Annotated in this window: 15 protein-coding genes; 4 read left to right on the top strand and 11 right to left on the bottom strand. The window is 36.1% G+C overall.

Annotated features, from left to right (window positions below):
- Window positions 1-19 precede the first annotated feature (19 nt).
- The 4 genes from ACIFOT_RS05720 to ACIFOT_RS05705 all read right to left on the bottom strand — a co-directional run bounded on the left by ACIFOT_RS05720 (window position 20) and on the right by ACIFOT_RS05705 (window position 3,200).
- Complete coding sequence (locus tag ACIFOT_RS05720) at window positions 20-541, bottom strand: cupin domain-containing protein (RefSeq protein ID WP_430062875.1); 522 nt, start codon at window positions 539-541, stop codon at window positions 20-22.
- Between the two features lie 144 nt (window positions 542-685).
- Window positions 686-1,144, bottom strand: a complete 459-nt coding sequence (locus ACIFOT_RS05715) for an SRPBCC family protein (RefSeq protein ID WP_430063571.1) — start codon at window positions 1,142-1,144, stop codon at window positions 686-688.
- Window positions 1,145-1,349: 205 nt separating this feature from the next.
- Complete coding sequence (locus tag ACIFOT_RS05710; protein WP_430062872.1) at window positions 1,350-2,078, bottom strand: TIGR02206 family membrane protein; 729 nt, start codon at window positions 2,076-2,078, stop codon at window positions 1,350-1,352.
- Window positions 2,079-2,249: 171 nt separating this feature from the next.
- Window positions 2,250-3,200, bottom strand: a complete 951-nt coding sequence (locus ACIFOT_RS05705) for a ribose-phosphate diphosphokinase (RefSeq protein ID WP_430062870.1) — start codon at window positions 3,198-3,200, stop codon at window positions 2,250-2,252.
- A gap of 208 nt (window positions 3,201-3,408) precedes the next feature.
- Between ACIFOT_RS05705 and ACIFOT_RS05700 the strand changes: the two genes are divergently transcribed.
- Window positions 3,409-3,615 (top strand): hypothetical protein, encoded by a 207-nt coding sequence (locus ACIFOT_RS05700; RefSeq protein ID WP_430062867.1) that lies wholly within the window; start codon window positions 3,409-3,411, stop codon window positions 3,613-3,615.
- A gap of 269 nt (window positions 3,616-3,884) precedes the next feature.
- Entirely contained in the window at window positions 3,885-4,133 is a 249-nt protein-coding gene (locus ACIFOT_RS05695) for an ABC transporter (RefSeq protein ID WP_430062865.1), read from the top strand.
- A gap of 105 nt (window positions 4,134-4,238) precedes the next feature.
- Here ACIFOT_RS05695 and ACIFOT_RS05690 read toward each other — a convergent pair whose 3' ends face one another.
- The 7 genes from ACIFOT_RS05690 to ACIFOT_RS05660 form a co-directional block, all read right to left on the bottom strand.
- Window positions 4,239-4,727, bottom strand: a complete 489-nt coding sequence (locus tag ACIFOT_RS05690; RefSeq protein ID WP_430062862.1) for a GNAT family N-acetyltransferase — start codon at window positions 4,725-4,727, stop codon at window positions 4,239-4,241.
- Window positions 4,728-4,862: 135 nt separating this feature from the next.
- Complete coding sequence (locus tag ACIFOT_RS05685) at window positions 4,863-5,165, bottom strand: MTH1187 family thiamine-binding protein (protein ID WP_430062860.1); 303 nt, start codon at window positions 5,163-5,165, stop codon at window positions 4,863-4,865.
- A gap of 165 nt (window positions 5,166-5,330) precedes the next feature.
- A complete protein-coding gene (locus tag ACIFOT_RS05680) occupies window positions 5,331-5,591 on the bottom strand; it encodes a hypothetical protein (RefSeq protein WP_430062857.1) in 261 nt (86 codons plus the stop codon).
- A gap of 81 nt (window positions 5,592-5,672) precedes the next feature.
- Window positions 5,673-6,662 (bottom strand): helix-turn-helix transcriptional regulator, encoded by a 990-nt coding sequence (locus ACIFOT_RS05675; RefSeq protein ID WP_430062854.1) that lies wholly within the window; start codon window positions 6,660-6,662, stop codon window positions 5,673-5,675.
- A gap of 27 nt (window positions 6,663-6,689) precedes the next feature.
- Window positions 6,690-8,537, bottom strand: a complete 1,848-nt coding sequence (locus ACIFOT_RS05670; RefSeq protein ID WP_430062851.1) for a PAS domain S-box protein — start codon at window positions 8,535-8,537, stop codon at window positions 6,690-6,692.
- A gap of 116 nt (window positions 8,538-8,653) precedes the next feature.
- Complete coding sequence (locus ACIFOT_RS05665; RefSeq protein WP_430062848.1) at window positions 8,654-9,316, bottom strand: Na-translocating system protein MpsC family protein; 663 nt, start codon at window positions 9,314-9,316, stop codon at window positions 8,654-8,656.
- 965 nt (window positions 9,317-10,281) lie between these two features.
- Window positions 10,282-11,505, bottom strand: coding sequence for an MFS transporter (locus ACIFOT_RS05660; RefSeq protein ID WP_430062845.1), 1,224 nt, complete (start codon window positions 11,503-11,505; stop codon window positions 10,282-10,284).
- Window positions 11,506-11,832: 327 nt separating this feature from the next.
- Here ACIFOT_RS05660 and ACIFOT_RS05655 point away from each other — a divergent pair, with 327 nt between their 5' ends.
- Window positions 11,833-11,979 (top strand): hypothetical protein, encoded by a 147-nt coding sequence (locus ACIFOT_RS05655; RefSeq protein ID WP_430062842.1) that lies wholly within the window; start codon window positions 11,833-11,835, stop codon window positions 11,977-11,979.
- A 66-nt stretch (window positions 11,980-12,045) separates the two neighbouring features.
- The gene (locus tag ACIFOT_RS05650) at window positions 12,046-12,801 is read left to right on the top strand and encodes a YoaK family protein (protein WP_430062840.1); all 756 of its coding nucleotides are present in this window, start codon (window positions 12,046-12,048) and stop codon (window positions 12,799-12,801) included.
- Window positions 12,802-12,849: the final 48 nt, after the last annotated feature.

The raw sequence follows: 12,849 nt of genomic DNA, 5'->3' as shown, positions 1-12,849 counted from the left end.
TGGATTTAGATAAAAAAATTCATTCAGGAATCTCCTTGTAAGCTAGCTTCAAAATGATTTCCCGATGCTGCGGATATTGTGTCAACAGTTCCTTTTGCGTAAACAGTTCAAAATCCTGAAAATCAAAGCCAGGCGAAACCATACAACCAACCAGGGAGTATGCATTATCCTCCATGACAGACGAGCCAAAGATTGAATTCTTTGGAACCAAAGCTTGGAGAACCTCTCCCTCCTCCAAATTCATCCCTAATTTCATTTCTTCATATTCGCCGTTTTCGTGAATGACGTGGATGGTCAGCGAACTCCCGGCATGAAAATACCATAATTCATCAGATTTCAATCGGTGTAAATGAGAAACATTTTCAGACGTAAGAAGAAAATAAATGCTTGTATAAAGCTTTCGCTGCCCCTCGTAATGAACTGTTAACTCCTGATCAGAAACCTTTTCGCCAGATTCATAAGTACGTTTGTAAAAACCGCCTTCAGGATGCGGTTCGAGGCCAAGTTTAGTGATCCAAAAATCAATTTCTTTCAATTTCATGGTTAAGGTCCTTTCCTTTTTTATGTATAGAAAAAATAAACTCACCAAAATATACTATACCAAAGAAATCATATATAAAAGAGCTTGGATGACCAAGCTCTTTTGTTTGTGCGTCGCTTTATGGAAAATAAATGCTTTTGTAATTTACATGGTTGTTTGTTCTGCATATTTTTTAAAATTATCTAAGATTGCCTGCCAGCCCTGCTGCTGCATTTCAATTGGATTCATTGTTTCGGCATCAAAGGTTTCAATGATTTCGGTTTCGTTGTCCTGACTTTTGAAGGTAATATTTACTTTTCTTCCATCGCCAAGAGTATAGGCAATACTCTCATTTAATTTGACTTCATCATAAGTGCCGCCGAAATCAAATCCAAAACTGCCATCTTTTGCTTCCATTCTGGAAGAAAATTTCCCGCCAGCCCTTAAATCATTTTCAGCACGTGTCGTATGCCAATCCTCAGAAGCTTGATTCCATTTTGTAATATGTACAGGCTCTGTCCAAAATTCCCATACTTTATCTACCGGCGCCTGTATTGTTGCCTTTACCGTTACTTTTGCATTATTCGTTGTTTCCAATTCATTTTCCACCTCTCTGAATATCATTAAATTCATACTGGAGTTAGACCACAAGTTGCATGAATCTATTATACTAACCAATCCCTGTAACCGCAAACAAATAATGTACACCCCACAAGGACATTCAAAGCAATTTGTCCACGAACGGTGCCTGACACCATTCACAAAAAAGATATCCCTTCGTGCCGAAGAATCTTTATTGATTCTAAAGACTGTGAAGGGATATTTTCATTTAGTTCATTTTATCTTCGACTCTTAAATTCTTGTTTTCCTTTTTTAGCAAAATGTCCATAGGAATATAAGTGATAATACATACCAAAAATGCAACAATTTCTAGATTAACATAATACATGATCCCGGTGCCGAAATAGGTCAGGATTGTTTCGGTTTCCGATGGATTCGCTATGAAAAAAAAGTTCGTGCCAAGCAATTGGTTCAAGAAAAATATTGGTACGGCAATGAGGTTGATGGTTAAAAAGCTTGATAAAATGGCTTTTCTAGGAACTCTGTAACCTTCAAATAGGATAAAATACAGGACGGCTAAAGGAATGGCTGAATGACGAAGAAAATATCTTATAAACCGGAAATGGGGAAATTGGTGGGCAATATCTGGTGAAATCATACTTAATATCGGTGGAAGCAACCCGATAAAAAATAACAAATTAAATGCCCTTTGGCTTCTTTTGAAATATAGGTACAGCGCGAGAAAGGTACTTAGGGAACATATATGCAATGGAAGGTCGCTAAGCTCATATTCATGAATTAAAATTAAATACAATTGAATGGATAACTCACCAAATAGTAACATCGCAAATACTGTCCATTTTATCATGGCTTGGTAAGGCTTAAGCATTTTTCTGTAATACACGAAAGCAAAAAATGCAGTAAAGAAGATGAATAACGTAACAATATGGGGCATGGAAAACAACGTGAAATCCCGCATTCCAGTAACAGAAAACATGATTTCATCACCTCATTCTGCCAATAAGAATCTGTTTACCTCCATTATATTCAACAACAAAAAATCAAGTTACGATTTTATTTGCTGACAAGGAATGGATAAATTTTTAAAGAAAAATAGAGCGGTCACCTAAATGGGACCGCTCTAAAAACAGAATGCTTCTGATAAAACTTATTCAAATAAAGGGGTTACTGCTTTTTCATTGTGAACACGGTCAATCGCTTCTACCAGCAATGGTGCAACGGATAAAGCAGTAATTTTACTAATTCTTTTTTCCTCTGGGAGCGCAATCGTATTTGTTACCACTAATTCTTTAATAGGTGAATTTTCTATTCTCTCAATAGCCGGCCCGGAGAATACAGGATGAGTGCAGCAAGCATAGACCGCTTTTGCCCCCTTTTCCATTAAAGCTTTAGCACCTGAGGTAATGGTTCCGGCAGTATCAATTAAATCATCAATAATAATCGCATTTTTCCCGTCGATATTTCCAATAATGTTCATGATTTCGGACACATTATGTTCTGGCCGTCTCCGATCAATTAAGGCAAGCGGAACATTTAATAGCGTTGCCATTTTTCTCGCTCTTACTACACCGCCATTATGCGGGGCTACAATGACGATATCATCTAATTCTTTTTTCTCAATATACTCGGTAAGGATTGGAATACCTGTTAGATGTTCAACCGGGATATCAAAAAAGCCTTGAGTTTGCACAGCATGAAAGTCTAAGGTAATGACCCTCTTCGCTCCAGCAGTTTCTAAAAGATTGGCAATTAATTTCGCGGTAATCGGCTCACGCGATCTCGCTTTTCGGTCCTGACGTGCATAACTATAGTAAGGCATAACAACGTTAATGGTTCGGGTCGAAGCTCTTTTCAAGGCATCAATCATGATAAGAAGCTCCATAATATGCTCATTATTAGGCTCGGAAGTGGATTGCACAAGAAACACGTCACTTCCTCGCACACTTTCCTCGATGCTTATTTGGATTTCTCCATCAGCAAATCGTTTTACGGAGCATTTCCCCAGCTCACAACCCAAAAGTTGCGCCATCTCGCTCGCCAATTCACGATTTGAATTCAATGAAAACATTTTAAAACTCTGTTTAAGTTGATAAGACACCTTAAATCCTCCATGCTTCGATATTTATCATTATTTAATCTTGTCCATTTTTCTATTTTACATGAATGAAGGCCTAAGCGACACCCCTTTAACTCTGCCATTTTTTTAAATTAATGAAAACACAAAAATTATTCAATTTCAAAGAGGATATTCGCTTATTGTTGTAGAATTCTGAAAAGTAACAACGTTTTGTGAGGAGTGGGGAGAGTTGAAAATAAAAGTAGTGATGGATAGTGGAAAAGAATATGTAATTAACGAGAAGGATTTTTCATTAAATGACTTTACCGCTTCTTTTTATACTGATTCCCCAAATGGATCAAGAATTTTGAATAATACGCTTGTATACTTGGATGGTGAAGAAAAAATCGTCATAAACCCAACGCACATTTCGTCTGTTGAGGTTATTGAAAAGTAATTAGAAAGCCCTCTAACTTAGGTAGAGGGTTTTCTAATTTATTCTGCTTTTTTACCTTCCACTCCTGAAACTCATATAATGAAATCTGGGTGGAGCCTGGCACGAAATTCAAAATAAAAACGCTAAACTAAATTAAAGATAGAGTTTAGCGTTTTTCGTTTATTCTATAAGTGCCATTGACCTAAGCCTCTTTTCATGTTTTTTATAAACAAGCTTTCAAGTCTATGCATATCCTAATGTTGAACAACCATTGACAGGGGGTGAATTTCATGGGTCATCATTGTCATTGTAATGGTCATTGTCACTGCAATATTTTTGGAGTTTTCCTTGGATTTTTAACAGGTGTGGTATGGCTGCTGTTTGCATTATTGGGGTACATTACTCACTTATGTGGACTAATCGGTCTAGGGGGAGTACTTGGAAATATATTAAACATCCTAATTGGGTTAATTGGGTTCCTTGCTTTTCTTTTCTTTGGTTTATACGTATTTAAAAAAGCCTGGCACTTTTGCAAATAACTATTGAATAACAAGGGTCCTGGCTCAACCATTTTGTTGCTGACAGTCTCACTTTAGAGACTGTTCCCTAAAATAAAAAAAGCTGTCATAACAGCTTTTTTTGGCTTACTCTAATTTTTTAACCATATTATACCAGATTACACCACCATGTTCCGATCTAGATACACCCATGTTGATATATCCATATTTTTCATAGAAGCCAATTAGGTCTTCTTTACAGGTGAGTGTAATTGTTTTACGTTTGTTTGTTCGTGCTTCTTCTTCAATTTTCGCAAGTAAAGCTGCTGCCACACCGCGTGTTTGAAAATGCGGAGTTACTGCAATTCCTAAAACAGTTTGATGACCGCCAGACGGTGGATTTGCCTTAATTTCACTGAATAAGTCATCAGTAATGAATGGTGTTTCGATGACGGGACCATTGACAAAACCTACAATAAAACCATCTTTTTCAGCAACAAAGAAACTATCCGGAATGATATGAATACGCTTTTGAAACGCTTCTTTTGTGGCAGCCTCTTCTTTTGGAAAGCACAGTTGTTCAATGATATTAATTTCAGGTAAATCTTCTGTTTTTACGTTTCGTATATGCAACATTGAATACATGCCTCCAAAATAGATTAATAATTTTATATATTAAATTCCTCTCATACATAATATCACGTGTTTTCGACCATAAAAACAAAAAAAGAGGCATTCTTTAAAAAAGAATAACCTCTTCTCCCTTTTTGCTTATAATTTTGCTTGTACTGATTGAAGCTTCCGTTCCATTGTATTTTCTTTGTCCCGGCGATCATCAATTCGGATATTGGTACATACTCTTTGCAAGCCTTTCTGAAATGGAACTTCATGAATTTCTTGAACGACTTCAAGTAATAATTTTATATCTCCTTCTATTAAAGTACTCATCGGGGTTAATTGATACTTTACTCTTCCCTCGTACTGATGAAGAACTCTTTGAATTTCAGCTACATACTCACTAACACTTGGTGACCCGGTCCCAACTGGAATCACGGTAATATCAATAATAGCCATATTTTTTTCCTCCTGCATTATTGGTAATTTCTATTTTGTCTGCTGTCAAAGATATCCTACCACTACTTGTCCATGAACTCCAGTACCGTACCCATATTATGAACAACTACAATAGTCAAGCTCTCAAACGTTTTAATAGGTTAGCAGGATTCATTTTCAGCTAACCTACTTCAGCTTCGCTTCTGAATCTACCAGTTCCTTTTGTGCTGAATCCTTTTTATCGATGATGGCCTTCGCTTCATCCCTATCCTTTTTTAAGGATGAGGTTTCCTTCTTTATCCGGCTAATTTCTTTATCCAAAGCAGTGATATCCATTTTCTTATCATGAACCGTTGTCTCTGCTCCGCTTGAACCAATTCCTGCTCCAATAAAGATTAAGACAAACACAACAAGGATCATACTTGCAATTTTTAAATACTTTTTCACTGTAAATCCCCTCGTATTTTGTTATCAAATTGCCTAAAAACTGAATTATATAAAAAAGGATGCACCAAAAACGGCGCACCCTTACGAATATAATTTATTCATTTTCTCAACTTCATCTTTCATCTGCTGAACTAATGTCGGTGGAGATAGGATTTTTGCTTTGCTGCCCCAGCCGCGGAGCCAATTGTAAAAGCCTTCGCCAACAATGGCTTTGGTTTTTAGAATAAAGGTATCATCGTCAACCTTCTTAATATCCGCTTCCAACCCGAATTTATCGATTATTGGGTTGATAAGGCCTTTATCTCTAAACTCAATCACTACCCATTCCCCTTGTCCGGAGAACATATGAAAATTGAAATGCAAGTATTCGTCGATATTATAGTCCTTACTTTTGAAGCGCTGATCATTTACTTCAACATCTCTCATTTTATCGACACGATAATTACTTAATCCTTCCTTATTATCCTTTTGGCCAATCATGTAATAGAAGCCTTTATCCCATATGAGGCCATATGGGTGGTAAATATACTCCTGCCCATTTCGATTTAGCTCAAAAGTGCGGTCCATATTGAATTTTCCATATTTAAATGTAATCACTCTTTTTTCATCAATGGCTTGATGGATTTTATCAATATACACTTTTGTTAAATGATAAATATGATTCATGGATTTGTTGTACTTGATCGGGCTTGGCAATGTTTTGGCGATATGCTTACTTGTAAGCTGGTTTAGTTTGTTAATCATGTTTTTAGCCTGCTCTTCTGTTACAAAACTGGCCGAAAGAATCGCATCAACCAGCATTCTAAGCTCATATGTTTCGAAAAGTCTGGATTGATGACTATAAACAATTTTTCCGTACTTTCCCCCTTCATGGAGAATTTCAAAACCGCTCTCATTTAAGGATTCGATATAGCGTTTTATTCTTTTTTTATCAATTGGATCATTGGCGTCTATAGCAAGCTGCAGTTTATCGATTAAATCCGCCATTGATAATTTGTGTTCTTCGTCTGTCTCTTCTAACAGGATTTTTTTAAGTGCCAGTATCTTTGTTGTATTTGGAACATCGGCCATTGGAAATCCTCCCGTAAAATTATTTTTCTATTTATCCATTTTAATAGGAATAATTATTTCAATAATAGTCCCCTTTTCATCGCTCCAAAAATGGACGCAGCCGTTATGGTTTTCGATAATTTGCTTGGAAATCATGATACCCAAGCCCGTACCATTTTCTTTTGTGGTGTAAAAAGGCTCTCCAATCCGTTTTAGAATGTGATGCGGCATTCCGACCCCTGTATCCTTAAATAAAATCTTAATTTTATTTTCATTATGTAGTTTTATTTCAATAGTAACCATGCCCCCGTCGGGCATTGCTTCAATTGCATTTTTTAAGAAATTGATAAAAACCTGTTTTAACTGATTTTTATCACAGTGAATCAACATATCCTTGCATTCATTTACTATTTCGATTTGGACATTATTAATAATTGCCTGGGTATCAATTAATGTTTTCACATCCTCAATAAGTGAGTGCATATTTTCTATTCCAAATTTTAAATCCTGCGGTTTGGCTAGCACCAATAGCTCGCTTAAAATGAGTTCAATCCGATCCATCTCCGATTTAATAATGTCAAAATACGTTTTTTCCTCTAGTTGTTTCTCCATTAATTGTAAAAACCCTTTTATAGCTGTGAGAGGATTTCGGACTTCATGAGCAATTCCTGCAGCAAGCTGACCTGCTATAGTTAGTTTTTCTGATTTTAGTAAAAGTTCCTGAGTCTTTTTCTTTTCTGTAAAATCGCGAATAATAACATGTTGTGCTGACTGATTTTGAAAAAACGTTGGGATGCCTTTGATTTCTCCTTCAAAGCTGGAGCCATCCAAACGAATAATATTAAATGGTGTAAATTCTGTTGTGTTTCCATCAATTACACTGGCGATACGTTTTTTTGCTTTCTCATGGTCTGCGGGATGGATCAATTCTAAGATTGATTTAGAAATGATATCTTCAGGTGTTGAAGCACCTAATAGGCCAACTCCCGTTTCATTAATAAACAATATTTTTTCATCTTTGACGATAATTACGGCATCAGGTGAATGTTCTACCAAATCACGAAAAGCTTTTTTCCGGTTCCACAGTGCTTGCTCTGCATTTTTTCTTTCTATAATATCCCGAATGACACTGATAACTTCTAAAATATTTTTTGTGTCAGGGTCAACGATGGGGTTACAAATGGATTCAATCCATACGAAACTGCCATCTTTTTTAAGGAAACGGTAGGAGTTTCTGCCGATTTCAAGACTGCTTATAACCCCTTTGCGGTCAAGAATTGCTTTCTCTTTATCTTCCTGATGCAGTAATATGGAAGAATGTTTTCCAACTAATTCTCCAGATGTATACCCCAAAATACTTTGACAAGAAGGAGAAACGTAGAGAATTTTCCCTAACAAACTTGTGCTTAGGATCATATCTAATACATTGTCGGTCAGTAAACGGTGGAATTCTTCTATTTTTCTAACCTCTGACTTTTTCCTTTTTATTTGTGTAATATCCTTCGCAACCGCATATACGCCAACAATGGAGTCCATTTTAACTATTGGAATATTGGTAATATTCAACTCGAGGACTTTTCCATCTTTTGTGGTCATTAAACAATCAAAATTTTGTACTTCTCCGAAGGTGGCTTTATGAAAATAATGAAAAACTTTGTCTAAGCTTTCAATTCGAAAAAACATTTGAAGCTTCATTTGGATGGATTCTTCAATACTATATCCGGATAACTTCTCAAAAGCTGTGTTTACCAGAATGACATTGCCATCTAAATCAAAAGCTAAAATAGCATCATTATTGCCATAAAAATGCGTTTCATTTCTACGAATATTTTCATTTACATACTCTTTTAATAGTTGTCTCTTTTCCGTCTTTATTTTTTCAACAGGACTGTTCATCTCTCTCTATCAGTTCCCTTCCCCAAATTTTTATATAAAAAAAGCCAAGATGAGTTTAAATCTCATCCTGGCTTGTGTTTAGCTCAATCATATTGTCTAACTCACTACCGCCGCTATTATGTTGGTGTCAAGACTAGCACTATGGCACTCTTATCGAGACTGAAATCCCAATCCACAAAGATGTCATTTACTTTTGTATTGAGAATCGATTCAAAATTATTGCTATTATGTAATAATCTCTTTTCAAGATTTCGTTTAGCTAATCTTAACGTTTCGGAACCCCCCAATCGAATTAATTCCCTTTCGATGGAAACGAGAATTCCTTTTCTAATCACGACTAAAGTTCTTTGATTTAATCGAAAGGACATAACTTCCTCGGGATCCTTTTGAGCTTGAATACTAATTCTTTTGATTTCCTCGTGAAGATTGCCTCTTTCTTCGAATTCATCGCTCTTTATTTCATCCGTTTCCGTAGAAAAAGAACTAATGCCAACGAAGACGCCGCTTTTATTATGAAGGCTCCAATCATAGTAAAATTCTTTAATTTCCATGCCTGTTAAAATTTTAATATAGGCCTTAAACTCAGGAATTAGGTTTTGCATTAACATATCCCTCGTCTTTTGAACAATGGACTCCTGATCTTGCCCTAATAGAACACTTTCAGACGGTGTAATAAAGTTTCTTAAATAAATAGTCAAAATGGACTGATTATAGGAAACAAACACCGATTCAGGTCCTTTTCCAAAATTTTCACGCAGTGTTCGGCAAAATACTGCCAAGCTCCATTTGTACTTGTTTGTTTTCCAAAAAAATCATCCTCTTATTTAAGATAAAAGCATTATTTCTTTTATCCCAATTAATATTCTAAGTTTTTCCATTAAAATTTTCAATATTTCTCAGAGTTAAACTTGAAATTAGTACCTTTATCTAATACCTAAGTACTAATCTAAAATTGAATTTTTGTCAAAAAAAAGAAGTAGTCAGTAACTACTTCAATCAGTACTTTTAATAAAATAAGGAGGAAGTACAATTATTATGATATTAAATTGGAGAATTTATTCCCAAAAAAGCCTGAGCTGCCTAAAATTTGCATTTTGGACATGGCTGAAAGTGGTTTTTACTCTTACCACAGTAATGACACTTATCAGTGTCCTGGTTTCCGTTTTTATTTTTCCATTGATCAAAAGTGATTCGGCCAGAACTTTCATCGTTTAAATACTTGATATAATCTTTTCCATAAATGTGAATCAATTGTATCACCTCCAAGTGCTCACTATAAATGTATGCGCTTACATACATTGAAAACACTGAGATTATAAAAAAAATCCACCGAGAAAGACCTATATACAGTAGTTTCGACCCTTGAGGAAAAAATGATGTTATAATAGGGTTAAAAACTATGGGTTTAAAAATGGTATATTTATTTACGATGTAACCCAATGGAGTAGAGTTTTTACCTTTGCGATGTTTTATACATTTACAGCCCTCATCCATACCCATTTATTTATCGGATCTTTTGTGATTGACACGATTTTAAACGCGGGAGTCTGGGTCGTTATGGTCCTTCTAATATTTGAGCTAATGCTAAGTTTTCGTGAAATTTTACTAAGTAATAAGAAATCTTCTAGAGAAATTGGAAAAGAAAATGAAGTAACCTCCCCTTTTTGATACGGGGAGGTTTTTTTCATACTTATTACACATTTTTTAGCACTTACGACATATTTACGAACACTTATTAACCGTATTATATAGCTTCAGAAAGCTTATTCACAGCTTTCGGCTTTCGCTCTGCCTGATTTTTTTTCAAACTTAACATTGCCATAAATGAAATACAATAAAGGACGGCAAGATAGCTCATGGCAGTGGTTATATTTGCATGTTCTAATATGAATCCTACTAATATGGGAGATAACCCACCCAGCGCTCTGCCGAAGTTAAAAATCGTGTTCGTGGCGGTGCTGCGAATTTCAATTGGATAATAATAACTGATTAGTGCACCATAGCCGGCAAACATTCCATTTGAGAAAAATCCCACGATTGCACCGCCAATTAACACTCCTGTACTGCCAGACGCATACGAATAGAAAAATACAGCCACTGCTGACGCCAGTAGGAAGATTCCATATGTCCGCTTCATACCTAGACGATCCATAAATTGTCCAAAAGTTAACATTCCTATTATCATTCCAACAGCCGTGCTGATGGTCCATAGTGCCGAACCGGAAACAGATAATCCTTGTGATTGCTGCAGCATCGATGGCAGCCAGATCATCAAACCATTATAGCCTGCAATTTGCACTGTTGCCATGATGGCTAGGGCAATAGTGGTTGCTGCAGTTCTTTGATTCGCAAATAATTGCTTCAACTTTCCTTGCTTATCAATATTCTGCTTCACTTTTTTTGATTCCAGCCATTCTGGTGATTCATCTAAATTCTTTCGCACGATAAAGGCAAAGATAACTGGAATTACTCCAATGAAAAACAATCCTCTCCATCCCCACGCAGGAAGGATAAGTGCACTTAGTAGAGCCGCAAGGATGACCCCAAATTGAGCACCTACACTCACATAAGATGAGGCGCGTCCTTGTTTATTCTTTGGCCATGCTTCTGCCACCAGCGTCATCCCGATTCCATATTCCCCGCCGGCACCTAAGCCAGCAATAAACCTAAAAATGTATACTTGTTCAATGTTGGCCGCCAAACCGGTTAAGGCCGTTCCAATGGCAAACAATATTATTGTATAAGTAAAAACTTTTACTCTACCAAACTTATCGGCAAGGATTCCGAAAATCATTCCTCCAAAAAGCATTCCTAAATTCGTAATAGAAGAAATAAGTCCGCCAGTTGCCATGCCAATATGAAATTGTCCAATTATCATCGACATCGCGAAGGATATAAACATAATATCCATTCCTTCAAGAGTTAAACCTGCTACAGATGCTACTACCGTTTTTTTCTGATAATTCACTTTTGCATTCTCCTTCCAAGCCTCTCTGGACTATGATTAAAAGATACTTTTGCAAAATAAAATACCCTTCCGTCCAAAAAGACAAAAGGGTATCATATATCAAAAATCATATACGATGTTTACTTTCGCCTTTTTGGCCTCTCTGGACCAAGTTAAAGGGAATTTATTTTTTCTAATACTAACATGTAAATAACCGATTTGACAATAAAAAACGCCATTAATTTTCTTTTTACGATATTAAGACAAATAAATTTACATAAAATTTAAATGGTTTTCATATATTTTAAGGATGAGAAAAGTAGAATGTTGATGAAAGGTGGAGTTTTCATGGAGAACAATACACATGTCCTTTATAATGGGAAGAAATATGTAATTCTTTATAAATATACTTCTGGATACTGTGAAATAAAGGAAATCGGAAGTTTTTATAATATTGAATTGGTTCATTCATCTGAATTAGAAAATATAAACTAAAATTTGGGGAAGCTTTAACTATGGTCTTTTTTTAAAAAAGCATTTAGTATGTTTTGGAGATGTTATATGGATAATACTCATCATCACGTGTCACAGAATATAGCACTATCCTATTTAAGAAAGTATGTAAATATAAGTATGTCTAGGATTCCCCGAATCACTCCAGAATCCATTGGTTTAGGTATATTACTTGCTTTAGTTGGAGGATTTTTGGATGCCTACACGTATGTTAGCAGGGACGGGGTTTTTGCTACTTCTCAAACTGGAAACATTGTATTGTTAGGAGTGGAAATGGCACAGGGACAATGGAAACAGGGGTTAAAGCATCTTCCTCCGATTGTGGCATTTGTTATTGGCGTGGTTGTGGCCGAGGGACTAAAACACCCACATATAATGAGAATTTTCCCCTATCCGGCCCGCTCCGTTCTCTTTTTAGAGGGCCTTGTCCTAGTCATAGTTGGAACCTGGACACCACAAGTTCCAGATGTGATTGTCACTGTAACGATTGCCTTCGTCTCATCCGTACAAATTTCAGCTTTTCGAACATTGGTGAAATGGCAATTTAATTCAGCGATGGTCACAGGGAATTTGCGGACAGCCGCAGAAGCAGCATACACGGCACTTGTATTGCAAGACCGGCAAAGTGTCATTCAATTTATTGACTTCACAATCATCATTATTTCTTTTCTTGGTGGCGCCTTTATTGGTGCTGTATCCACTTTTCATTTTGGAATTAAAGCGATATGGATTGTCTCAGCCATCCTCTTTTGTGCCATGCTTGTTTTAAACGCCAATCCTAAAACCTTGCTGGACAAGGGTTAATTTTGTACATAAAATAGCGGTTCCCTTCTAAATTTATTAAAAGGAACC

The organism is Neobacillus sp. NRS-1170 (genome assembly GCF_050468025.1).
The sequence above is the reverse complement of the archived record's forward strand: the minus strand, read 5'-3'. Positions and strand labels throughout refer to the sequence as shown.